This is a genomic window from Pedococcus sp. 2YAF34 (assembly GCF_052114585.1).
GTDB lineage: Bacteria > Actinomycetota > Actinomycetes > Actinomycetales > Dermatophilaceae > Pedococcus.
The window spans coordinates 1-22,681 of sequence record NZ_JBFRFA010000047.1 but is presented as its reverse complement, the minus strand read 5'-3'; the positions used below and the strand labels follow the sequence as shown (position 1 = coordinate 22,681).

General features: G+C 73.4%; 24 protein-coding genes. 9 read left to right on the top strand and 15 right to left on the bottom strand.

From position 1 onward, the window contains the following. Positions 1-308 precede the first annotated feature (308 nt). Positions 309-818 carry a DUF427 domain-containing protein gene (locus AB4Z02_RS17530; protein WP_441972554.1) on the top strand — a complete coding sequence of 170 codons (510 nt, stop codon included), beginning with the start codon at positions 309-311 and terminating at the stop codon, positions 816-818. A gap of 21 nt (positions 819-839) precedes the next feature. Here AB4Z02_RS17530 and AB4Z02_RS17525 read toward each other — a convergent pair whose 3' ends face one another. Continuing rightward, complete coding sequence (locus AB4Z02_RS17525) at positions 840-1,823, bottom strand: hypothetical protein (protein WP_441972552.1); 984 nt, start codon at positions 1,821-1,823, stop codon at positions 840-842. A 122-nt stretch (positions 1,824-1,945) separates the two neighbouring features. Between AB4Z02_RS17525 and AB4Z02_RS17520 the strand changes: the two genes are divergently transcribed. Then, on the top strand, positions 1,946-2,416 hold the full coding sequence (locus AB4Z02_RS17520; RefSeq protein ID WP_056884456.1) for a VOC family protein: 471 nt from the start codon (positions 1,946-1,948) through the stop codon (positions 2,414-2,416). A gap of 6 nt (positions 2,417-2,422) precedes the next feature. On the opposite strand, the gene AB4Z02_RS17515 is transcribed toward AB4Z02_RS17520, so the two are convergent. Continuing rightward, positions 2,423-2,869, bottom strand: coding sequence for an SRPBCC family protein (locus AB4Z02_RS17515; protein WP_056884250.1), 447 nt, complete (start codon positions 2,867-2,869; stop codon positions 2,423-2,425). 111 nt (positions 2,870-2,980) lie between these two features. Between AB4Z02_RS17515 and AB4Z02_RS17510 the strand changes: the two genes are divergently transcribed. From AB4Z02_RS17510 to AB4Z02_RS17495, 4 genes are all read left to right on the top strand, one after another. Beyond that, complete coding sequence (locus tag AB4Z02_RS17510) at positions 2,981-4,534, top strand: DHA2 family efflux MFS transporter permease subunit (protein ID WP_056884249.1); 1,554 nt, start codon at positions 2,981-2,983, stop codon at positions 4,532-4,534. Between the two features lie 113 nt (positions 4,535-4,647). Continuing rightward, positions 4,648-5,538 carry a phosphotransferase gene (locus AB4Z02_RS17505; protein ID WP_441972549.1) on the top strand — a complete coding sequence of 297 codons (891 nt, stop codon included), beginning with the start codon at positions 4,648-4,650 and terminating at the stop codon, positions 5,536-5,538. Positions 5,539-5,566: 28 nt separating this feature from the next. After that, positions 5,567-6,595, top strand: a complete 1,029-nt coding sequence (locus AB4Z02_RS17500) for a GNAT family N-acetyltransferase (RefSeq protein ID WP_441972547.1) — start codon at positions 5,567-5,569, stop codon at positions 6,593-6,595. 60 nt (positions 6,596-6,655) lie between these two features. Continuing rightward, the gene (locus tag AB4Z02_RS17495; protein WP_441972545.1) at positions 6,656-7,546 is read left to right on the top strand and encodes an oxidoreductase; all 891 of its coding nucleotides are present in this window, start codon (positions 6,656-6,658) and stop codon (positions 7,544-7,546) included. A gap of 39 nt (positions 7,547-7,585) precedes the next feature. Here the strand turns inward: AB4Z02_RS17495 and idi are convergent, their stop codons facing one another. From idi to AB4Z02_RS17475, 4 genes are read right to left on the bottom strand one after another with little or no spacing between them, the layout of a single operon-like run. Then, positions 7,586-8,197, bottom strand: coding sequence for an isopentenyl-diphosphate Delta-isomerase (gene idi / locus AB4Z02_RS17490; RefSeq protein ID WP_441972543.1), 612 nt, complete (start codon positions 8,195-8,197; stop codon positions 7,586-7,588). After that, positions 8,194-9,258: an NAD(P)/FAD-dependent oxidoreductase gene (locus AB4Z02_RS17485; protein ID WP_441972555.1), complete on the bottom strand. Its 1,065-nt coding sequence runs from the start codon at positions 9,256-9,258 to the stop codon at positions 8,194-8,196. The genes idi and AB4Z02_RS17485 overlap by 4 nt, the downstream gene beginning before the upstream one ends. Next, positions 9,258-9,779: an isoprenylcysteine carboxyl methyltransferase family protein gene (locus tag AB4Z02_RS17480; protein ID WP_056884247.1), complete on the bottom strand. Its 522-nt coding sequence runs from the start codon at positions 9,777-9,779 to the stop codon at positions 9,258-9,260. Before AB4Z02_RS17480 ends, AB4Z02_RS17485 begins: the two co-directional genes overlap by 1 nt. A 2-nt stretch (positions 9,780-9,781) precedes the next feature. After that, positions 9,782-10,846, bottom strand: a complete 1,065-nt coding sequence (locus tag AB4Z02_RS17475; RefSeq protein ID WP_056884452.1) for a type III polyketide synthase — start codon at positions 10,844-10,846, stop codon at positions 9,782-9,784. 58 nt (positions 10,847-10,904) lie between these two features. On the opposite strand from AB4Z02_RS17475, the gene AB4Z02_RS17470 reads away from it, so the two are divergent. Continuing rightward, positions 10,905-11,744, top strand: a complete 840-nt coding sequence (locus AB4Z02_RS17470) for a UbiA family prenyltransferase (RefSeq protein ID WP_441972540.1) — start codon at positions 10,905-10,907, stop codon at positions 11,742-11,744. Here the strand turns inward: AB4Z02_RS17470 and AB4Z02_RS17465 are convergent. The 7 genes from AB4Z02_RS17465 to AB4Z02_RS17435 form a co-directional block, all read right to left on the bottom strand. Next, positions 11,741-12,583, bottom strand: a complete 843-nt coding sequence (locus AB4Z02_RS17465) for an aminoglycoside adenylyltransferase domain-containing protein (RefSeq protein WP_441972538.1) — start codon at positions 12,581-12,583, stop codon at positions 11,741-11,743. The genes AB4Z02_RS17470 and AB4Z02_RS17465 overlap by 4 nt on opposite strands. A 47-nt stretch (positions 12,584-12,630) precedes the next feature. Beyond that, complete coding sequence (locus AB4Z02_RS17460) at positions 12,631-13,470, bottom strand: amino acid ABC transporter ATP-binding protein (protein ID WP_441972536.1); 840 nt, start codon at positions 13,468-13,470, stop codon at positions 12,631-12,633. Next, positions 13,467-14,915 carry an ABC transporter substrate-binding protein/permease gene (locus AB4Z02_RS17455; RefSeq protein ID WP_441972534.1) on the bottom strand — a complete coding sequence of 483 codons (1,449 nt, stop codon included), beginning with the start codon at positions 14,913-14,915 and terminating at the stop codon, positions 13,467-13,469. Before AB4Z02_RS17455 ends, AB4Z02_RS17460 begins: the two co-directional genes overlap by 4 nt. A 53-nt stretch (positions 14,916-14,968) precedes the next feature. Further along, the gene (locus AB4Z02_RS17450) at positions 14,969-16,462 is read right to left on the bottom strand and encodes a DUF4232 domain-containing protein (RefSeq protein WP_441972532.1); all 1,494 of its coding nucleotides are present in this window, start codon (positions 16,460-16,462) and stop codon (positions 14,969-14,971) included. A 125-nt stretch (positions 16,463-16,587) separates the two neighbouring features. Beyond that, complete coding sequence (locus AB4Z02_RS17445) at positions 16,588-17,019, bottom strand: VOC family protein (protein WP_441972530.1); 432 nt, start codon at positions 17,017-17,019, stop codon at positions 16,588-16,590. 78 nt (positions 17,020-17,097) lie between these two features. Next, positions 17,098-18,126: a GTP pyrophosphokinase gene (locus AB4Z02_RS17440; protein WP_304437978.1), complete on the bottom strand. Its 1,029-nt coding sequence runs from the start codon at positions 18,124-18,126 to the stop codon at positions 17,098-17,100. 47 nt (positions 18,127-18,173) lie between these two features. Next, positions 18,174-18,710 (bottom strand): DinB family protein, encoded by a 537-nt coding sequence (locus AB4Z02_RS17435; protein WP_082590724.1) that lies wholly within the window; start codon positions 18,708-18,710, stop codon positions 18,174-18,176. Between the two features lie 60 nt (positions 18,711-18,770). Here AB4Z02_RS17435 and AB4Z02_RS17430 point away from each other — a divergent pair, with 60 nt between their 5' ends. Beyond that, positions 18,771-19,460 carry an NADPH-dependent F420 reductase gene (locus AB4Z02_RS17430; protein ID WP_056884240.1) on the top strand — a complete coding sequence of 230 codons (690 nt, stop codon included), beginning with the start codon at positions 18,771-18,773 and terminating at the stop codon, positions 19,458-19,460. A gap of 72 nt (positions 19,461-19,532) precedes the next feature. On the opposite strand, the gene AB4Z02_RS17425 is transcribed toward AB4Z02_RS17430, so the two are convergent. Together AB4Z02_RS17425 and AB4Z02_RS17420 are read right to left on the bottom strand one after the other, a co-directional pair. Beyond that, the gene (locus AB4Z02_RS17425) at positions 19,533-20,810 is read right to left on the bottom strand and encodes a cysteine desulfurase-like protein (protein ID WP_441972528.1); all 1,278 of its coding nucleotides are present in this window, start codon (positions 20,808-20,810) and stop codon (positions 19,533-19,535) included. A 47-nt stretch (positions 20,811-20,857) separates the two neighbouring features. Next, positions 20,858-21,388 (bottom strand): 2'-5' RNA ligase family protein, encoded by a 531-nt coding sequence (locus AB4Z02_RS17420; protein ID WP_441972526.1) that lies wholly within the window; start codon positions 21,386-21,388, stop codon positions 20,858-20,860. A gap of 108 nt (positions 21,389-21,496) precedes the next feature. Between AB4Z02_RS17420 and AB4Z02_RS17415 the strand changes: the two genes are divergently transcribed. After that, positions 21,497-22,564: an alkene reductase gene (locus tag AB4Z02_RS17415; protein ID WP_441972525.1), complete on the top strand. Its 1,068-nt coding sequence runs from the start codon at positions 21,497-21,499 to the stop codon at positions 22,562-22,564. Positions 22,565-22,681 lie beyond the last annotated feature (117 nt).

The window sequence follows — 22,681 nt, the reverse complement described above, 5'->3', positions numbered from 1 at the left end:
ACGCCCCCCGGCGCGCGGCGGGCGGCCTGGCCCCGCGCGGTCGCACGCCGCACGGGTGCGGTCGGCGCCGGCGGCGGGAGCAGTCCGGGGTGGAGGGCCATGGCAGGACTCTGGCGCCGCGGTACTCCTTCCCACATCGGGGCTGCTACCCAGTTCGACCCCCACTCCGGACCAGTCACTCAGGGTCGACCCCGACCGCTCGAGGACAGCGCCTCGGCCGGTCCGGGCGGCTCCGGCGGGTTCCGGCCGCTGGGTGGAGAGGCCTCTCGGCAGGGCGTCTCCGGCCGGGACGACCTAGCGTGGAACCCATGTCCCCGTGGAGCGGTCACCCGGCACCCGACCCGGTCGGACCCGGCCAGGAGTCCGTCTGGTCCTACCCGCGGCCACCGAGGGTCGAGCCCTCCAGGGCGTCCGTCGAGGTCTGGGTGGGTGGCGAGCGCATCGCCCTGACCACCCTCTCGTGGCGGGTCCTGGAGACCAGCCACCCGCCGACCTACTACCTGCCCCGGGCCGCCTTCGTCCCCGGTTCGCTGCAGCGCGCCGAGGGCACGTCGTACTGCGAGTGGAAGGGCTTCGCCTCCTACCTCGACCTGCTCGGCGGGGGCGCGGTCGCGCAGCGGGCGGGGTGGTTCTACCCCGAGCCGACGCGCGGGTTCGAGCTCCTCGCGGGCGCGGTGTCGGTGATGCCCGGACTCGTCGACCGGTGCGTCGTGGGCGGTGAGGTCGTGCGCGCGCAGGAGGGCGGCTTCTACGGCGGCTGGGTCACCGACCGGGTCGTGGGCCCGTTCAAGGGAGGGCCCGGCACCCATGGCTGGTGACCTGCTGCTCGTGGCCGCGGGTCAGTCCTGCGCCTCGGCGCGCAGACGGGTGAGCGCCTCCTCGGCGGTACGCCGCGCGGCCTCGGCCTCCTTGCGCGCCCGCACCGCGTCGGTCACCGCCTCCAGCGCGCGCTCGTCGGCCTCGCGCGCCTTGGCCAGCTGGCGCTCGACCACCCCGACACGCTCCCGGGTCTCCTCGGCGTGCTCCCGGGCCGCGGCCACCGACTCCTGGGCGCTCGACAGCGCGGTCACCGCGGCCTCGAGCTCGGCCTCCGCGGCTGCGAGCAGCGCCGCAGCGTCCTGCTCGTGGGTCGCCTCGTCCTGGTCTTCACCCCCGTCGTCGGCCCCGTCGTCGCCCCCGCTGTCGGCTCCGTCGGGACCCTGCGGTGCGTGCGCGCGGTCCGGCCCACCGCGGGTGCCCCCGCGCACCACGGACAGGATCGAGCCGGAGGAGGTGCGGACCACCGCCTCTGAGAGGTCCACCTCGCCGAACCCGCTGTAGGACAGGGCCCGCGTCAGCTGGCCCGAGGTGACCGCGCTCGAGGCCTGCTCGTCGGCGAGCGCGGCGATGACGGTGCCGCGCACATCGTCCTGCGCGGCGGCGGAGAGCGTGCGCCCCGTGTCCGCCACCAGCCGGGCCGCGGCGGCGACCACGCCGGCCACCACGCGGTCCCGCTCGGGCCGCAGCGACGTCAGGGTGGCGGTGTCGAGCCTGGACTGCGCCGTGCGCATGCGCACCCCGAGGTCCACCAGCTCCTCGACCAGCCCGGGCTCCCCCCTCGTCAGGAGGTTGACCGCCCAGGCCGCCGTGCTCGGCTTGCGCAGCTTGCCGATGGCCGCCGCGCCCTGGGTGTCGCCGTCCGCCTTCGCCTCGGCGACCAGCGCCTTGCGCACGGCCATGAAGTCGACGGGCACGGCCGCGTACACCGTGCGCAACGCCGCCTCGAGGTGGGCGGTGGGCGGTGCCTGGTCGTCGGCGTCGCCGGGGCGGTGCGGTGGTGGCACGCGGGCGACGCTACGCCATATCCGCGCCCCCTCTGGCGCGGCGGACCGATGACTTCCGGTGCCCGCGCGGGTCCAATGGACATCACGTGGGCAGCCCGCCCACCGGACGCAAGGAGCCCGTCATGCCCCGCACCTACCCGTGCCTGTGGTTCGACACCCGGGCCGAGGAAGCCGCCGAGTTCTACACCTCGCTGTTCCCCAACTCCAGGATCACCACCGTGACCCGCTACCCGGCAGGCTCGGGCGAGCGGGAGGGCACCGTCCTCACCGTCGAGTTCGAGCTCGACGGCGCGCGGTACCTCGCGCTCAACGGCGGCCCCGAGTTCACCTTCGACGAGGCCATCTCGATCACCATCGACGTCAAGGACCAGGACGAGCTCGACCGATACTGGGACGCCCTCACCGCCGACGGCGGGCAGGAGAGCATGTGCGGCTGGCTCAAGGACAAGTTCGGGCTCTCGTGGCAGGTCGTCCCCGAGAACTGGGACGAGATCGCCAACAGCGACCCCGAGCGGGCGTCGAAGGTGTTCGCCGCCATGATGTCGATGAAGAAGCTCGACATCGCCGCCCTCGAGGCGGCCGGTGCGGCCTGACCCGTGTCAGGCGCCCGGGGTGCGTCCCGGCGCCAGCTCGCGCGTGATCCCCTCGACGGTCTCGTCGCCGAGCCGCTCGAAGACCCGCTGCATCAGGGGCTCGGCCAGCTTGGCGATGCCGTTGAAGGCGATGTGCGCGTGGTAGGTGACCTTCGACCCGGCCGGGTCGGGCAGCACCGTGATGTCGTCGGTCGACGTGGCCGTCTTGTTGGTGCCGCGCAGGACGACGTGGTCGGGCTCGAGGGTGACCAGCACGTACTCGAGCTCGGTCTCGCGCCCGAGCACCTTGGAGACGTTGCGCCACGTCGAGCCCACCTGCACCGGACCGGTACCCACGCGGTCGCAGCGGACCGTGCCCGGGTCCCAGGCGACGGCGTTGGAGAAGTCGCTGAGGTAGCCCACGACCTCCTCGGGGGAGCGCGGGACCGTGAACGTGCGGGAGACGTCGACCATGTGCCGACGCTAACCCGAAAAATCCCGGGGCGCCCTGTCGGACCCCGGCGCTAGCCTGAACGGGATGCGCTGCGGGGGCGCGTGTCCACCCTCAGCCTGAGAGGAAGCCCTGTGTCTGCTCCAGCCACCACACCGACGCAGTACCCCGACCAGATCGACGCCGCCGTCCTCAAGGTGGCCGGCGTCGTCGTCCTCGGGGCCATCATGTCCATCCTGGACATCACGGTCGTCAACGTCGCCCTGCCCGAGTTCCAGAGCGTCTTCGCCGACGACCCGGCCCGGCCACTCGACTACTCCACCGTCGCCTGGACCGTCACCGCCTACACGCTGGCGCTGGCCACGGTCATCCCGCTCACGGGCTGGGCTGCTGACCGGTTCGGCACCAAGCGCCTCTACATGTCGGCCATCGTGCTCTTCACCGCCGGCTCCGCGCTGTGCGCCGCCGCCACCTCGATCAACATGCTCATCGGGTTCCGCGTGCTGCAGGGCCTCGGCGGCGGCATGCTCATGCCGCTCGGCATGACGATCATGACCAGGGCTGCCGGCCCGGCGCGGATGGGTCGGCTCATGGCCATCCTCGGGGTGCCGATGCTCCTCGGCCCCATCCTCGGCCCGATCATCGGCGGCTGGCTGATCCAGCACGAGAGCTGGCACTGGATCTTCCTGATCAACGTCCCGATCGGCATCATCGCCGTCGTCTACGCCCGGTTCGCCCTGCCCAAGGACCACACCGAGCCCTCGGAGTCGCTCGACGTCCTCGGCGTCGCGCTGATGTCGCCCGGGCTCGCGCTCTTCCTCTTCGGCATCTCCTCGATCCCGCAGAAGGGCACCATGAACTCGCCCAAGGTCTACGTCAACATGACGATCGGCCTGGTGCTCATGCTGGCGTTCGTCTGGCACTCGTTCCGGCCCCGGCACCCACTGCTCGACCTGCGTCTGTTCCGCAACCGCAACCTCACCGTCTCGACCATCACGATGTTCATGTTCGCGGCGGCGTTCTTCGGTGGCCTGCTGCTCGTGCCGACCTACTACCAGTCGGTGCGCGGCGAGTCGACGCTCGACGCCGGCCTGCTCGTCGCCCCGCAGGGCATCGGCGCGATGCTGACCATGCCGATCGCGGGTGCGCTCGTCGACAAGATCCCGGTCGGGCGGATCGTGCCGTTCGGTCTGATCGCCATCATCTGCGGCATGTTCGGGCTGACCCAGATCACCTCGACGACGTCCTACACGACGATCATCGCGCTGCTGTTCGTCATGGGTCTCGGCATGGGCGGCACGATGATGCCGATCTTCACCACCGCGCTGCGCACCCTCACCCAGCACGAGGTCGCCCGCGGGTCGACGCTGCTCAACATCACCCAGCAGATCGCGAGCTCGGTCGGCGTGGCCACGATGTCGGTGCTGCTCACCAACCACTTCAAGGAGAGCAAGCTCGCCGGGCCCGCGATGGCCTCCCACCGCGACCCGGCGATCATCGACCAGATCGGTGGGCCGGCCGCGGTGACGCAGGGGCTCGCCGACGCCGCGGAGGCCTTCGCCAAGACGTACTGGGTGGCGGCCGTCCTCGTGGCCCTCACCCTGGTCCCGGCCTTCTTCCTCCCGCGGCGACGCGAGGTCTCCCACCTGCTCGACGACCAGGGCGCGCCCCCGGTGGTCATCCACTGAGCTCGTCCCCGCCCTCCTCCCTGGCGGAGCGGGTCGCCGAACAGTTCGGTCTGTCCGTCGTCGGTGCCCGACCCGTGGGGTTGGGCGCCGACGCGCGAGCCGACCTGGCGCGCGTGACCACCGCCGACGGCCGGGCGTATGCCGCCAAGACCAGCTCCGGACCCCAGCCGGGGCTGGTGGTCGCCGACCTCCTCGCTCGCGCCGGGGTACCCGGTGTGCCGACTCCCGAGCGGACCCGGGACGGCGGGCTCACCTCGCCGGGTCCAGCCGGCACCCGGCTCAGCCTCGTCCGCTGGGTGCCCGGGGCACGGGTCCTCGACGTGGGGCTGCGACCCCACGAGTGGGTGCGCCTCGGCGAGCTGCTGGGCGGCCTGCACTCCGTGCCGACGGACGACGCCGCCCTCGCCGGCCTCCCGGCGGAGGAGCACGACCCGACAGCGGTGGTGGCGCAGGCGAGAGCCTTCGACGAGGTCCTCGCCTCGGCTGCACGCGCCGGCGACCCGATGGTGGCCGAGCTCACCGAGGTCTGGCGGACCGCCGGACCCCTGGTGCTCGCAGCCGCCGACCGCGCGGAGCGCCTGGCGTCCTCGACCTCCTGGACCGGGGCGCGGTACGTGCTGTGCCACACCGATCCTCACCACGGCAACCTGCTCGTGGACGGCGACGGCGAGGTCTGGCTCATCGACTGGGACGACGCGATGCTGGCGCCGCGCGAGGCCGACCTCATGTTCGTGGTCGGCGGCGTGTTCTCCCACTCCCCCATCACCGACGACCAGGTGCGGTGGTTCTTCGACGGCTACCGGTCCAGCACGGGCCTCGGACACACCGACCTGGACGCCGACCTGCTCGCCTACCTGCGGTGCGTGCGGGCCCTGGTCGACGTGCTCGACTTCGCCCACGTCGTGGTCGAACCGTCGGCTCCCGACGAGCGTCGCAGGTCGGCCCTGGGCATCGCCTACGCCTCAGTCGTCCCGGGCGCCCTGCTCGACCTCGCCGTCCGCTGACCACTCCCGCGTCTGGGAGCATGACCTGGTGACCACCACCGCACACGACCTCCCCCCGGGCTGGTCGGTCCGGCAGCCCGCCGCGCAGGATGTCGCGGCGCTCACCGCCCTCGTGGCCCGCCACCACGTCGTGACCCGTGGGTCGACGTCGGTCGACGAGGCGGCGGTGGCGCTCGAGGTCACCGGGTACGCCTCGTGGACCCGCCGGCAGCTGCTCGTCACCAACGGCGAGGAAGCGGTGCGTGGCTGGTGCCGCGTCCACGACCGCGCGGCCGGGCGCACCGTGGTCGACCTCACCGTGGACCCCACCGACCCCGACGCCGACCGCGTGGCCGCCCACCTGTTCGCCTGGGCGCAGGAGACGGCACTGGTCGTCGCCGCCCAGCGGGGCCTGCCCGGCACCCAGCTCGACTCCGGCCGGCACGTCGACGACGACCACCAAGGACGGTGGCTCGCCGCCGCCGGCTACACCAAGGTCCGCACCTGGCTGCAGATGACCAGGCCCGTGACCGCCGCCGAGGGCGCGCCGGGAGCGCTGCCCGGTCCGCGCGAGGGCGTCACCGTGCGCCGCGTCGCCACCCACGACACCGGCCTGCCTGTGGCTGGCGACCTGCAGACGGTGCACCAGATGCTGGAGGAGTCGTTCGCCGACCACTTCAACTCCTACCGCGAGAGCTTCCCCGAGTTCGTGCAGCGGCTGCGCGAGGACCCCGGCCACCGCTGGGACCACTGGTGGATCGCCGAGGTGGAGGCCGACGGGCTGACCCTGCCGGGCGGCGCCATCGTCAGCTCGGTCCTGTCGGCCGACCCCTCCGACACCGAGGGCAGCTACGTCGACTACATCGGCGTGCACCGGCGTGCTCGTGGGCGGGGCATCGCGAAGGCGTTGCTGCACACCGTGATCCGCGACGCCGCACAGCGCGGCCGCAACCGGGTCAACCTCGAGGTCGACGCCGACTCCCCGACCGGGGCCGACGGCCTCTACGTGTCCATGGGGTGGCACACGGCCTACCGGACCGAGTCGTGGCACCGCGACGTGCAGGTGGCCGAGGCGTAGCAGGGCCGGTGCACCGGGGTGGGTGTGCGAGCGCCCCACCGGACGGGGCACAGTGGTGGCATGACCTCCGCCTGGACCACGCACGACATCCCCGACCAGACCGGCCGCACGGTCGTCGTCACCGGCGCCAACTCCGGCATCGGCCTCGTCGCCGCCCGCGAGCTCGCCGCGAAGGGTGCCCACCTCGTGTTCGCCTGCCGCGACACGGCCAAGGCGGAGGCCGCCCGGGCCGGGCTGCGGGGCAGCCACGAGGTGCTCCGGCTCGACCTGGCCGACCTCGACTCGGTGCGCTTGTTCGCCGACGAGCTGGGCGGTCGGCAGGTCGACGTGCTGGTCAACAACGCCGGCATCATGAACGTGCCGTTCTCCCGCACGCCGCAGGGCTTCGAGAGCCAGTTCGGCACCAACGTGCTGGGCCACTTCGCCCTCACCGCCAGGCTCTTCCCGCAGGTCGCCGACCGCGTCGTCTGGCTGTCGTCGGGCGTCCACCGGATGGGCCGCATCGACCTGGCCGACCCGAACTTCGAGCGCCGCACCTACCGCGGGTGGACGGCGTACGGGCAGAGCAAGCTGGCCGACCTGATGCTCGCCTACGAGCTGCAGTGGCGGCTCACCGGCGCCGGGTCGAGCGTTCGTTCGGTCGCAGCGCACCCCGGCTACAGCGCCACCAACCTCCAGACCCGCTCGGGCACCTGGCAGGACGCCGTGGGCCGTTTCTTCAACCGCTTCCCCGCCATCGCCTCGCCGCCGGAGGCCGGCGCCCTGCCGACGCTGTATGCCGCGACGGTGCCCGACCTGCCGGGCGGCAGCTACGTCGGCCCGGGGGGTCCCGGCGAGCTGCAGGGGCCCCCTCGGCTGGTGTCCTCCAGTGCCGCCTCGCACGACCGCGAGGTGGCGCGCGGGTTGTGGGCCCTGTGCGAGCGCCTCACCGGCGAGACGTTCACCGTCTGAGGTCACGCCGGCGTGGGGGCGCCTGGTCAGGCGTGCCCGTCAGCGGGCCGCCGGAGGGAGATCCTGCTGGTCCGCCGCCGGCCAGGCCGGCGGGTCGGGCCCCAGGTCGGCGAGCTGGGCGACCTGCTCGGCGCACCACACCGAGACCTCTCGTCGCCCAGCGAGGACCTCGTCGGCGAACTCGCGCCACGGCACCCACACGGCCTCGTGGACCTCGGTCGGGTCGAGTCGCGGGCTGGCCCCGGGAGCCAACCACGCGGCGTACACCGGGCACATCTCGTGCTCGACGACGCCGTCCATCTCGGCGCGGTAGGCGAACCGGGGCAGCACGAGACGCAGCCGCGTGACCTCGAGGCCGAGCTCGCGCCGCGCGCGGCGGACCGCCGCCTGCGCGGGTGCCTCGCCCGGTGCGGGGTGCCCGCACACGGAGTTGGTCCAGACGCCGGGGAAGGTCGCCTTGTCCAGCGCCCGCCGGGTCACGAGCAGCTCGCCGGTGGCGGAGAAGAGGTAGGCGGAGAAGGCGAGGTGCAGCGGGGTGCCGGCGTGGTGCACCCCGCCCTTGGGAGCCGTGCCGACCGCCCGACCGACGGCGTCGAGCAGGACGACCCTCTCCTCCACGGGTCCCGGCCCGGCGGCCGGGTCGGTGCTCACCGGACCCTGCCGAGCTCGTGCACCGCACCGGCGAAGACCCCGGGCACCGCGCGCGCCGCCGGGACGACGGCCCGACGCGCCCACGCCGGGCGCGTGGCCCTGACCAGGCCCTCCGTGAGCACCGTGTAGCGCCAGCTGGCCCGTCGCCAGCCCCGCTCGTAGTCCTCGGGGCGTCCGGCCGTGATGGCGGCGACGGCCTCGGCCGCCTGCGCCAGGCCCAGGGCGATGCCCTCCCCGGTGAGGGCGTCGACGTAGCCGCTGGCGTCGCCGACGAGCAGCACCCGGCCCTGCACCCGGCGGCGAGCCCGCTGCCGCAGCGGTCCGGCGCCACGGACGTCGGTGGGCGGCCGGTCCGCAGCGTCGAGTCGCGCCCGAAGCGCGGGGAACCCGGCGAGCAAGACGTCGTACCCCGCGCGGCGGCGGCTGAGGAGCGCCACCCCGACCAGGTCGGGCGCCACCGGCGTGACGTATGCCTCGGCGTCCGGGCCCCAGTGGACCTCGACGTGGTCCGACCAGGGGGCGAGCAGGTGGTGGCGGCGCAGGCCGTAGCGGGCGGGCCCGGTCGCCGTGGCGTCGAGCCCGAGGGCCCGACGGGTCGGGGAGTGCAGGCCGTCGGCGGCGATGACGTGGCGCGCGGTGACCACCGGGCCCGGTCGGCGGCCCGGCTCGCGGGTGGTCACGCGTACACCGTCCTCGGTCTGGCTCAGCTCGTCGGCGGCCAGCGGGAGCACGGCGACCCCGGCCGCGTCGACGGCGGCGCGCAGGGCGGCGTGCAGGGTGGTGCGGCGCACGCCGCGTCCCGGGCCGTCGCGGAAGTCGGCCTGGGCGGTACGGGAGCCCGCGAGGTAGCGGATCCCGGTGAGCGGCACGCCTGACGGGTCGACGCCGAGGCGGCCGAGCGCCGCGACCGCGCCCGGCATGAGCCCTTCGCCACAGGCCTTGTCGATGGGACCGTCACGGGGTTCGAGGACGACGGCTGACCGGCCGCTTCGAGCTGCCATCAGGCCAGCGGCCAGCCCCACCGGGCCACCGCCGACGACGAGCACGTCGGCGTCGTGCATCACGACGCCACCAGGTCGGCGAGGGCGCGCTCCTCGGCGCGCAGCCGGACGGTGAGCAGCGCGGCGTTGAGGACGGTGAACACCAGCGCGGTCACCCACGCCGTGTGCACGAGCGGGAGCGCCACGCCCTCCACCACCACCGCCACGTAGTTGGGGTGGGCGAACCAGCGGTAGGGCCCGGTGGTGACCCGCCCGGCGCCGGGGACGACGACCACGCGGGTGTTCCACTGGTGGCCGAGGGTGCGGATGCACCACCAGCGCAGGGCCTGCGAGCCCAGCACCAGCGCCAGCATCGCCCAGCCGAGCAGCGGGTGGAAGGCGCGGTCCAGCGCGAGCACCTCGACCACGGCCCCGACCAGCAGCGCCGTGTGCAGCACCACCATCACGGGGTAGTGGCCGCGGCCGGACTCTCGGCCGCCGCGGGCGAAGGCCCAGGCCGCGTTGCGGTTGGACACCACCAGCTCGGCCACGCGCTCGAGCCCGACGACCGCGACGAGGACGACGTAGAGGACGACGGACACGGTCAGTCCTCGGCGGCGCGGAGCAGGACCATCTCGAGGCAGAACCCCGGTCCCATCGCGAGCAGCAGGCCGTGCGAACCCGGCGCCGGCGGGCGCTCTCGCAGGGTGTCGGCGAGGACGTGCAGCACCGAGGCGGAGGACAGGTTGCCGATGCGGGCGAGGCTGTCCCACGTCATGCCGAGCGCGTGCCGGTCGACCTCCAGGGCCTCCTGCATCGCCTCGAGCACCTTGGGACCGCCGGGGTGGGCGACGTACCAGCCGAGGTCGTCGCGGGTGAGCCCGTGGTCGGCGAGGAACCCGTCGACGTCGGCGCGCAGGTTGTCGCGCACGAGGTCCGGCACCTCGACGCCGAGGACGATGCGCAGGCCGCTGGCCCCGACGTCCCATCCCATCGCCCGCTCGGTGTCGGCATACATCCGGCTGCGGGTGGCCAGCACCCGCGGACCAGCCGCGGAGCCATGGTCGGCGCCGACCATGACGACCGCCGCGGCTCCGTCGCCGAACAGGCCGCTGGCCACGAGGTTGGCCATGGAGGTGTCGTCGCGCTGGACGGTGAGGCTGCACAGCTCGGTCGACACCAGGACGGCGACCTCGCCGGGGTGGCCGACCAGGTAGTCGTGCACCCGCGCCACCCCCGCGGCACCGGCCACGCACCCGAGCCCCACGAGTGGGACGCGCTTGACGTCCTCGCGCAGCCCGATGCGCGCGGCGATGCGTGCCTCGACGGACGGGACCGCGAGGCCGGTGATGGTGGCCGAGACGACCAGGTCGACGTCACGCGGCGTGAGGCCCGCAGCTGCGAGCGCCTCCTCGACCGCCCGGGCCCCGAGGTCGACGGCGACGCGGATGAACTCGTCGTTGGAGGCGCCGAAGTCCTTGAGCTCGGGGTAGCGCTCGAGCGGCAGCGCGAGGTGGCGGAACTCGACGCCGGCGTTGCCGTGCATCCGTTGCAGCAGAGGAAGGTTCGGCTTGTGGGGGGCCAGCACCTCGGCGAAGACCTCGGTGACCTCACCCTGGGCGTAACGGTGCTCGGGGAGCGTGCCGCGGACGGCGAGGAGTTGGCTCACCTCCACAGCCTAGGCACGCGGAGGGAGGTTTCGCGTCCCCGGTGCCTACGCTGCGGACATGGACGCAGCGACCGACCGTGGCCCCCGGCCGGTGCCGGCGCGCGCCCGGGCCCTGCTGCAGGCCGCCCACCTCGGTCCTTCGGTCGCCGTGACCACCTTGACCGCGCTGCTCGCCGTCGCGGCGGGGCCCGGCGCCGCGCGGGGCGTCCTGGTGGTGGCCGCGGTGGCGGCGGGACAGCTGTCGATCGGCTGGTCCAACGACCTCGTCGACGCCTCGCGCGACCGGGCTGTGGGGCGCACCGACAAGCCCGTGGCGACCGGGGCGGTGGCCGAGGGCACGGTACGGGTCGCGACGGCGCTCGCCCTCGCCGCCTGCGTGGTCCTCTCGCTGGCGTGCGGCTGGCGAGCGGGCGCCACCCACCTGCTGCTCGTCGTGGGTTCCGGCTGGGCCTACAACCTCGGCCTCAAGCGCACCGCCGCCTCCGCCGTGCCGTATGCCGTGGCCTTCGGGGCGCTGCCCACGGTCGTCACCCTGGCGCTGCCCCGCCCCCTCGTGGCCCCGGTGTGGATGCTGGCGACCGGAGCGCTGCTCGGCGTCGGCGCGCACCTGCTCAACGCCCTGCCCGACCTCGCCGACGACGCGGCGACGGGGGTACGCGGCCTGCCGCACCTGCTCGGCGCCCGCACCGTACGCGTCCTCGCACCCCTGGTGCTGCTGGCGGGCTCAGCGGTCGCGGTGCTCGGGCCGCCGGGACCCGTGCCGCTCTCCGCGGCCGTGGGCGGGGTCCTCTGCCTGGCACTGGCTGCAGCAGCGGTCGCGACCCGCGGCAGGACGCCCTTCCTCGCCTCGATCGGGATCGCGCTGGTCGACGTCCTGGGGCTGCTGCTGCGCAGCTAGCCAGTGGCGAGGTCGGCGGACCACCGCCCGACCGCACGGACGAGGCGGCGTACCGCGGCGACCTCCTCGTCGGCGACCGGGGCGTCGTACGGTCCCCCTCGCGCGAGAGCAGCCGCCTCGAGCAGGGCCGCCCACTCGCTGCCCTCCGGGCGCGCCGCCAGCCACCTCATCGCGGTCTTCTTCGACACCACCTCGCCGTGGACCTGCGTGAACCACATGCGCGCCATGGTGGCCGGGGCGTACCGCGCGTCCCAGGCCAGCCACCGCTCCTGCCGCTCCCACGCCTGCACGGCATCGGGGATCTCGGCGGCCATGCGCGCCTGCAACGCCGCCGCCGGGACGGCGGGCAGCAACGACTCCGGCGGCGATCCGGCGAGGCGTACCCCGTGGTGCCGCAGGATCCAGCGCGTCACCTCGGTGTTGCAGTGGGGGTCCGGGCCGAGGGTGTCGTGACCGTGGTCGACGTACTGCCACGGCCGTCCCACGGCGTCGAGGTCGGCCAGCTCGCCCACGGGGGCGTACGAGCCCTCGAGGTGGCGGTTCCACGTGCCGGGCCGGTGCGGCAGCTCGGCGTGGAAGGCGCGCAGCGGCGCCAGCTGCTCGTCGCTCAGGGCCGACGCGGTCACGACGAGGAAGTCGCAGTCGCTCTCGGCGTCGGCGTCAGCGAGGGCGAACGAGCCCTGCAGGTAGACCCCGACGAAGTCGTCCCCGAGGGCGTCCCGCGCCCGGTCGACGAGCTCGGCCAGGACGCCATCGAGCTCGGGGATGCCGGTCGGGGAGGGCGAGGTCTGGGAGGGCGACGTCTGGGAGGGCTGGGCATGAGGGGTGGGCGGGGTCACCGGTCGACCGTGCCAACTACTGGCCGCCGGGGCAACGGGATATCCCCTCAGATGGGTTCGAGCAGGCGGGTGAGGAAGGCGCGGGTGCGCGGGTGCTGCGGGTTGGCGATGACGTCCTGGGGCGGTCCCTGCTCGACGATGACGCCGCCGTCGATGAACAGCACCTGGTCGGCCACCTGCTGGGCGAACCGCAGCTCGTGGGTGACGACGACCATGGTCCAGCCCTCGGAGGCGAGGTCCTTCATCACCCCCAGGACGTCGCCGACCAGCTCGGGGTCGAGGGCGGAGGTGGGTTCGTCGAAGAGCACCAGGTCGGGGCGGATCGCCAGGGCCCGGGCGATGCCGACCCGCTGCTGCTGCCCGCCGGAGAGCTGGAACGGGTACTTGTCGGCGTGCTCGGCCAGCCCCACCTGGGTGAGCAGCTCACGGGCCCGCGCGGTGGCCTCGGCGAGCGGCTCCCCCTGGACGACCACGGGCCCCTCGATGACGTTCTCGAGCGCGGTCTTGTGGGGGAAGAGGTGGTGCGCCTGGAACACCATCCCGCTGTGTCGGCGCAGGGACATCAGTTCCGCGCGCTGGTCCTTGGGCAGCCGGCCCCGCGGCCCTGGGTTGATGCCGGCGAAGTCGACCGTGGTGTCGCCGATCCGCACGACCCCGCGGTCGGGCACCTCCAGGGCGTTGAGCGAGCGCAGCAGGGTCGTCTTGCCCGACCCGGACGGCCCGATGACGCAGGTGACGGTGCCGGGGTCGACCGTGAACGAGATGTCGGTGATGACCGCGTGGTCGCCGAACGACTTCGCGAGGTGCTCGACCTCCACGAGGTGGTCGGGCGACGAGGACGTCGTGCGGCTGGGGCTGGTCACGGCGGGGTCGGACGGGGTGCTCATGCGGCCACGAACCTGTTCAGTCGGGTCTCGGTGCGGGACTGGGCGAAGGACAGCACCAGGCAGATCACCCAGTAGTAGAGGGCGGCCATGCCGTAGAGCGCGAGGAACTCGAAGCTCGGTGCGGCGGCGATCTGTGCGCGGCGGAACAGCTCGACGACCAGGATGGTCGCCGCCAGCGAGGTGTCCTTGACCAGGGAGATCAACGTGTTGGACAGCGGTGGCACCGCGGTGCGCGCGGCCTGCGGCAGGATGATGCGCCGCAGCGTGGTGGCGTAGCCCATCCCGACCGTCGACGCGGCCTCCCACTGTCCCTTCGGCAGGCTCTCGACGGAGGAGCGGACGATCTCGGCCGCATACCCACCGACGTTGAGGCTGAAGGCGATCACGGCGGCGAGGAAGGGGTTGATCTTCACCCCGAGCTGCGGCAGCGCGTAGAAGATGAGGAACAGCTGGACCAGCAGCGGCGTCCCGCGGATGAAGGAGATGTACAGCCGCGCGACGCCGGCGACGACCGGGTGGCTCGACATCCGCATCAGGCCGATCGCGAGGGCGATGACCATGCCGACCGCGAAGCTGATGACGGTGAGCGGGATGGTCTTGGTGAGGGCGGCACGACCCATCGGCCAGGCGTTGTCGCGCATGATGTCCCAGGTGCTGGGTGTGGTCGCGGCGGCGCCGAAGTACTTGGCGTAGATGGTGTCGAGGGTGCCGTCCGCCTTGAGGTCGGCGATCGCCTTGTCGAGCTGGGGCAGGTAGCCCGAGCCCTTCTTCGCCGCGAGGACGGACTTGCTCACGTCGTTGGTCTCGGCGACCACCTTGATCCCGGCGTCGGGCTTGGTGCGCAGGTAGTTGCGGATGGCGAGCTTGTCGTTGACGAGGGCGTCGACGCGGCCCTGCTCGAGGTTGTCGATCGCGAGCGACATGTCGTCGACGCCGACGATGGTGGCACCCGCGCCCTTGGCCACCTCGGCCCAGTTGCTGGTGATGTTCTCCGCGGCCTTCTTGCCCTTGAGGTCGGCGAGCTTGGTGATGCCCTTCTCGTCCTTGCGCACCACGAGGACGCCTGTCGTCTCGACGTAGGGGTCGGTCAGGTCGTAGCGCGCGTTGCGCTCCTCGTTGAAGGTGATCTGGTTGGCGACCACGTCGAAGCGCCCCGCCTCCAAGGCCGCGAACATGGAGTCGAACGGCGTCTCGACGTACTCGACCTTGACGCCGAGGTGCTTGCCGATCGCGTTCATGACGTCGATGTCGTAGCCGGTCAGGCCGTTGCCGGTGCCGCCGTGGTAGCTGAACGGCGGGTAGACCCCCTCCGTGCCGACCTCGAGGGTGGGCGGCAGGTCCGAGGGCCGGGCTGCGGGGACGGCCGCCGACGCACCGGTGGCGGGCACCGCGACGTACAGCAGACCGAGGACGAGCACGAACAGGACCTGGGCGGCTCGCTTCACCCTGCCACCGTAACCACGCGCGGCACGGCCCGCAGGGGCGCGTACACGGGCGCTCAGCGCGAGGTCGTCGGCGGTCCGCTCCAGCGGAGCACGGTCACTTCGGCACCCTCGACGACGTCGAGCAGGTATGGCGCGGAAAGGCCCAGGCGGATCGCCCCCGTGCCTGGCGGCGTGACCACCAGCGTCTGGGGCGTCCGCTGGTCAGCGGCCTGCCGGTAGCCCCGCCACCACAGGTCGAAGGAGGCCTCCCCACCCCGGGCCGCGAGGCCGACCCGACGGTCCGGGACGACGCTCCCCGCCCCGGAGCGCCGGGTCGGCGACGGGGTCACCACCAGGGACAGGTCGCGGCCGCCCTGCTCGAGGCGCAGCGCGGGGTAGCCACGCACCCAGCACGCCGTCGCCGACGTGTTGGTCGCCACCACGGACACGGCAGAGCTGCCCATGGCCGAGTCCCACCCCCGGGCCGAGAGGGTCAGGTCGCCCTCCACGCAGGGCCGGTCGGCCACAACGGGTGTGGGGTCAGGCGCCTCCGAGGTCGCGGCGGGTACGGGGCTCGGTCCGGTCGGCGTCGGACCTTCCTTGCCGGTGTTCCCGTCCGGGGCGGTCGCGGGCGGCGAGGCGGCTGCCGACTGCACCCGCGGGTAGAGGTCGTCGCGCACCGCGCGGGCGGCTCCCCTTCCCCACGGCGTCGCGGTCACCAGCAGCACGGTCACCATGGCCACCACTGCTGCGACGACGACCGAGCCACCACCCGCAGCGGTCGGCGCGGCACCGACGGCAGCGGTGCCGTGGCCATCGACCGTCGGTGACTGCTGGTCGAGCCGGCGGGTGGTCGAGGCGGACAGGAGCCGGGCCGCGAGCACGGTCGCCCCCGCCCCGAGCCCGGTCGCCGTCGCGAGGACGACCGGCTCGAGGGCGAACCACGATGCCCCCACAGGTGCGGGGACGACCTGTGGGAGGACGACCGCGGTCACCACCCCGCTGCCAACGCCGACCGTGGCCGCCGCGCCCGAGACCAGCAGCGAGCCGAGGTCCCCGTCCCCGGGCGCGCGCACCCGGTGCGACCGGTCGAGCAGCCATGCGAGCAGGACGAACCACCCGAGGGCGAGTGCGCAGTAGAGCGCTGTCCCACCGAAGAGCCAGAACGGGGAGAGCACCACGACGGCCGCGGCCGACGCCACGCCACGCAGGGCCGCGACGCCGACGTGCCGCACGAGGCCGGTCCGCAGCGCCGGCCCTACGTCCCGCCATTCCCGGGCGTGCAGCCCGTGCCCGGAGGCCATGGCCGGGCTCCGCGGCGCCACCACCCGGCGAGCTGCCACGAGGACGAGCCCCAGACCGAGCAAGGCCGTCGCCCCCAGCATCCAACGACCCAGCTCTCGCTGGGCCAGGCGGTTCGCCGCGTCGTCGCACAGCCGGGCGTCGCGCTTGCAGGCCGTCTCGCCGAAGACGGTGGAGTACGCCTCGTACTTCCACGCCACCACGAGGAGCAGCAGGACGGCGGCCACGACGACACCACGACCGAGCCAGCGCCCCCACGACTGCATGTGCCGACCCTAACCGGGACGAACCGGTCAGCCGTTCGAGCACTCCCCCCTCGCTGTCGGCCCGGGTCCGCCCCCAGCGGTGCCCCAGTGCTGCCCCAAGTGCTGCCCCTGCGGCTATCCCGCCGCTAGCCCTGGCTCTGGCCTTGGCCCTCCCCGGCGATGTTGACCATCCACGCGGTGCCGTACTGGTCCGTGCACATGCCGAACTCGTCGCCCCACATCTGCTTCTCCAGCGGCATCGTGACGGTGCCGCCGCCGGAGGAGAGCTTGTCCCAGTAGCCGCGCAGCTCGTCGCGGTCGTCGCCGCTGAGGCTGATCGTGATGGCCGAGCCCTTCGAGTGCTCTATGCCCTCGGGGGCGTCGCTCCCCATGAGGGTGAAGCCCGCGTCGGTCTCGAGCTGGGCGTGCATGATCTTGTCCTTGTCGGGCCCGTCGCCCGAGCCGTACTCGCCGAAGGTGCTCATCGTCAGCGTGCCGCCGAAGACGTCCTTGTAGAACTCCATGGCCTGCCGGGCGTCGTCGGCGAAACCGATGTAGGGGTTGAGCTTCGAGGCCATGAGGTCTCCCGAGAGGTATGGCCCCGGCCTGCCCGGGGCTGGTCCTCCGGACGATAGACCCGGGCCCCGACAGCGGCCTCAGCCTTTCTGCGGGGTCCCCAGCGGGGTGGTCCGCAGCTTCTCCAGGCGGGCCCGCAGGGAGGCCTCCCGGTGGGCGTTCCCGTGCAGACCGAGGTATCGCGTGCCGAACACCGCGAGCAGCGCGTCGTCGAGGCGGCGCACGGCTCCGGCCGGGTAGCGGTAGCCCATCCTGGCGTTGATGGCCGGGGCGTCGATCGACTGGAGCAGACCGGCGAGCTCCTCGAGCGAGGTGATCCCGAGCTCGAGCAGCAGCCCGGAGATCCACGCGTAGTGGTCGGTGCGCGACCAGCCGGCGTCGGTGAACTGGCCGGCGAGGAACGTCGCGAGGTCGGAGGCGCTGATCCGCGGGTCGTTGTCGTCCGCCGGGAGGGTGTGCTCGCCCATGGTCGCCTGGAGCCGGTGCCGGATCTCGGAGAACTCCCGGTCGGCGAGCTCGAGCAGCCCGGCGGCCAGGGTGAACCGGCGGTCGAGGTCGCTGACGTGCTCCTCGGGGATGGTGCCCTTGTAGCGGATGTCGTGCTCGAACTCGGCCCACGCGTGCTGCAGGATCGAGCGCACCTGCACCGAGGCGCTGTACCCCTTGAGCGGGTCGTACTGCGGCGGGGCGCCCTTGATGCGGTCGATGGCGACGAGCAGGTGTCGGCTCGCGTAGCCGAACCGTCCCTGGCGCGCGGTCTCCTGGCCGAGGTCGCGGTCGTCGAGGACGCTGAGCTGGTCGGAGAGCAGGTCGGCGACCGCGGTGACGTCGTCGCGCAGGTAGGTCACGACCCGAACCCCGAGGGTGTCGGTGATCTGCTCGAACGGGTCGTCGTAGAGCGGCTTCCCGTCCGGCCCGGTGCGGGCGGCCTTGCCCGCGAACGAGGCGACGCTCTTGGCGCGCCCGGTCACCGAGACGTAGTTGATGCCCGCGTCGTCGAGCAGCGCGGTGATCATCGCGACGAACCCGTCGGCGGCGCGCTGCACGTCGTCGTGCACCGCGGCATACCGCTGCACGGCGTCGCGGACGCGGTCCTGGTCGTCTGTCACGAGCCCCACCCTGCCGTATGCAGCGCCGGCACGGGCCCACGGGCCACCTACTCCCCCGTGCGGCCGTCGATCCGTTCGCGCAGGAGGTCGGCGTGCCCGCAGTGCCGGGCGTACTCCTCGATGAGGTGGACCAGCAGCTCCCGCAACGAGATCCGGTCGCGGGTCGGGTGGGTGCTCACGACCTCGAGGGACTCGGCGCGGTCGACGAACTCGCGGGCGTGCGCGACCTCGCGGCGCCACGACTCCCAGGCCTCGGCGACGACGTCGGGGTCGGCGACCGCACCGTCGAAGTCGTGGTCACGGACCTCGTCGCAGTTGTAGAGCCGCGGGACCTGCTGACCCTCCATGGTGATCCGGAACCAGATCTGCTCGACCTTGGCCAGGTGGCGCAGCAGCCCGAGCAGCGACAGCGTCGACGGCTCCACCGACCGCGTGGCCAGCTGCTCGGGGGTCAGGTCCTCGCACTTGCGGGCGAAGGCGTCACGGAAGTGGTCGAGGTACTCCAGCAGCACCTCCCGCTCGGAGGGGACGGCGGTGGCGGGTGCGGTCGTGGCGTCGGTGGCGGGGGTGTGCTCGGGGACCATGGGCCGGATCCTCTCGTGTGGGGCAGGAATCCGCGAAGGGGTTGCGCGGTTGTCAACGCCATGACGACATGGGGATTCATCGGCAGTGGCAACATCGGCAGCACCGTGGCACGTCTGGCCCTCGCGGCCGGGCACGAGGTCGTGATGAGCAACAGCCGCGGGCCGGAGACGCTCGGCGACCTGGTGGCCGAGCTCGGCCCGGGTGCGCGTGCGGCGACGGCGGCCGAGGCGGCGAAGGAGGGCGACGTGGTCGTCCTGACCATCCCGCTCAAGAGCTACCGGGACGTGCCCGTCGACGAGCTCGCGGGCAAGGTCGTCATCGACACCCTCAACTACTACCCGCAGCGCGACGGCCAGGTCGCCGAGCTCGACGACGAGTCGACCACGACCTCCGAGCTCGTCCAGGCGCACCTGCCGCAGTCGTACGTGGTCAAGGGCTTCAACAACATCTACTTCGATCACCTCGCCTCGCTCGCGCGGCCCGCGGGCTCACCGGAGCGCAGCGCCCTGGCCATCGCCGGCGACGACGCGGACGCCAAGGCGACGGTCACGCGGCTCTTCGACGAGATCGGCTACGACACCCTCGACCTCGGCCCGCTGGCGGAGGGCTGGCGCACCCAGCGGGACACCGCGGCGTACGGCGTCATGTACGCCGCTGACCCCGCCGACTGGTCGAAGGGCGCCGTCCCCGTCGACGCCGCCGCCCTCGCGGACCGCGCCACGGCCGCCAAGCGGTACCGCGACAGCTGACCCACCCGACGGAGGCCGGGTCCGTGCGGTGCGTCAGCACGCCGTACCGACGGACCCGGCTCCCGTCAGGGTTCAGGCCTGGGCGAAGTACGCCTCCAAGCCGTCGAGCAGGCGGTCGACGTCCGAGTCGTCGGTGTAGGACGCCACTCCCACGCGTAGGGCGCCGGCGTCACCGAGCCCCAGGGCGCGAGAGGCCTCGAGCGCGTAGAAGCTGCTGGCCGGGACGTTGACGCCGCGCGTCGCGAGGAACCGGTAGACCTCGCCGCTGTCGTGGCCGGCGAAGTCCACGAGCAGGGTCGGGGTGCGCCGCGCCGCCCGCGAGTGGACCGTGGCCCCGGGCAGCTCGAGGAGCGCAGCCTCGATCCGCGTCCGCAGCGCCGACTCGTGCTCCTCCACGGCGGCGAACGACCTGACCAGCCGCTCACGCCGGGTCCCCTCCCCCGGCACGAGGCCGGCGATGAAGTCGACGGCGGCCGCGGTGCCGGCCATGAGCTCGTAGGGCAGCGTGCCCAGCTCGAACCGCTCGGGCACGGCGTCGGAGGACGGCGCCAGCTTGTCGGGGCGAAGCGTCTCGAGCAGGGCCGGGTCGGCCGCGAGCGCACCGCAGTGGGGCCCGAAGAACTTGTAGGGCGAGCACGCCACGACGTCCGCGCCGAGCGCCTCGAGGTCGACCGAGGCGTGGGCCGCGAGGTGGACGGCGTCGACGAACAGGAGGGCTCCCCGGTCGTGGGCGAGGCCGGCGATCGCGGCGACGTCGGGCCTGGTGCCGATGAGGTTGGAGGCACCGGTGACGGCGGCGAGCCGAGTGCGGTCGGAGAGCACGTCGGCGAACGCCTGGGGGTCGAGCTCGCCGGTCGTCGGGTCGAACTCGGCCCAGCGCACGGTCGCCCCCACCGCCTCGGCGGCGAGCACCCACGGGCGGATGTTGGCGTCGTGGTCGAGCCGGCTCACCACGACCTCGTCGCCCGGGCCCCAGTCCTTGGCGAGGGTGCGCGACAGGTCGAACGTCAGCGCCGTCATGCTGCGCCCGAACACCACTCCCCCGGGCTGGGCGCCGAGCAGGTCGGCGAGCGCGGCCCGGCCGGCCAGGACGTTGGCGTCGGAGTTCTGCTCGGCCTGCGTCACGCTCCCGCGCGTCGACATCGGTGCCGTCATCGTCGCGGCGACCGCCTCGGCCACCGCCGAGGGGATCTGCGACCCGCCCGGGCCGTCGAAGTGCGCGGCGCCACCCTGCAGGGCTGGGAAGTGCTCACGCAGGGCAGCGACGTCGAGCGTGGCGACGCCGTGGCCGGCAGCGGAGGCGGCGTCGGCGGAGGGTGAGGTCGAGGCGGCGGGTGCGGTCGGCGGCATACCGAGCACTGTGCCATCCCGCGCGGCAACGGGCAGGTCCGCCGCTGTCAGGCGGCCCCCACGGCCCACGTACGCCTCGCCTCGGAGTCCCACCGGCGCAGCTCCACCGCACGTCCCGCGATCTCGGGCACGGCTCCGTCGGCCCCGCGCAGGACGCCCAGCGCGGCCGCGAGCCCGTCGACCGGTATGCCGCGGGCGAGCGTGACGTGCGGCACCCACCGCCTGGGCGCGGTGTGGGGCGAGGGGCCGGCGGCCCCCGTGAGGGCCGTGGTCACCTCTGCGTGGAGGGCCAGCACCGACGGGGCCGGGACGACGAGGCGCGCGAGCACCAGGCGGCGCCCACCGAGCAGGACCGGCGGCCCGAGCCGTACGTCGAACGGCAGCGCACGCACAGCCGTGACCAGGGCCTCCTCGGCCTTTGCCGGGAACCCGTCGGCCACGGCGACCGACACGTGCGGGGCGTTGGACTCGCCCCGGTGGTCGGCCTGGCTGGGCAGGCCCGCGGCGGACAGCGCCGCCCACTCGGCGCGGACCGCGGCGTCGGTGGCCGGGTCGAGGAGGAGCTCCACGGACTGCACCCGACCATCCTCACGGGGGAATGCGAGGGCCGCGACCTCGGTTGCCGCCCTTGTTGAAGTTTTGACGATCGGCCCCCGTCGATCACCCATCGACTCCGAGGAGAACGCATGTCCCGCGCATTCGAGAACGCCCAGGTGGGCCCGTGGACGCTGCCGCAGCGCTTCGTGATGGCCCCGCTCACCCGCAACCGCGCAGGTGAAGGTGGCGTCCCGACCGACCTCAACGTCGAGTACTACCGCCAGCGCGCGAGCGCCGGACTCATCATCAGCGAGGGCACCCAGCCCAGCGCCGTCGGCCAGGGCTACCTCGACACCCCCGGCATCCACAGCGACGAGCAGGTCGCCGGCTGGGCCAAGGTCAGCGAGGCCGTGCACGCCGAGGGCGGGCGCATCTTCATCCAGCTCATGCACGCCGGCCGGATCGCCCACCCCGACAACAAGAACGGCCTCGAGTCCGTCGCCCCGAGCGCCATCGCCGCGCCGGGGAAGATGGTCACCGCGAGCGGCCAGGTCGACCACCCCACCCCCCGCGCCCTCGAGACCGACGAGGTCCCGGGGATCGTCGCCGAGTTCGTGCACGCGGCCCGCCAGGCGGTCGCCGCCGGTGCCGACGGCGTGGAGGTCCACTCCGCCAACGGCTACCTCCTGCACCAGTTCCTGGCGCCGAGCAGCAACACCCGCACCGACGGGTACGGCGGCTCCCCCGAGAACCGCGCGCGCCTTGCCGTCGAGGTGACCCGCGCGGTCGCCGAGGCCATCGGGGCCGAGCGGGTCGGCATCCGGATCTCCCCGGCCCACAACATCCAGGGCGTCCTCGAGGAGGACCCGGCCGACGTGCGCGCCACGTACGACGTGCTGGTCGACGGCATCGCCGACCTCGGCCTCGCCTACCTCAGCATCCTGGCCGACCCCTCATCCGAGCTGCTGCGCGACCTGCGCCAGCGGTTCGGCGGCCCCGTCATCATCAACAGCGGGTTCGGCGAGGTCACCACGCTGGACTCGGTCGAGGGCCTGCTCGAGCGCGACCTCGGTGACCTGGTCGCGGTGGGGCGCCCGTTCCTGGCCAACCCCGACCTGCCGAAGCGCTGGCGCGAGGGCCTCGGGCTCAACGAGCCGAACCCCGACACCTTCTACGGCGGCGGTGCCGAGGGCTACACCGACTACCCGGCCGCCTGACCGACGGTCACCCACCGTCACCGACCTCGGCGCCCTCGACCGGCGTCGACGGGCCGCCCCGCCGTCCAGCGGGCTGTGCCCACCGGAGTGCGCCCTGCCCACGAAGCTTCGTGGCAG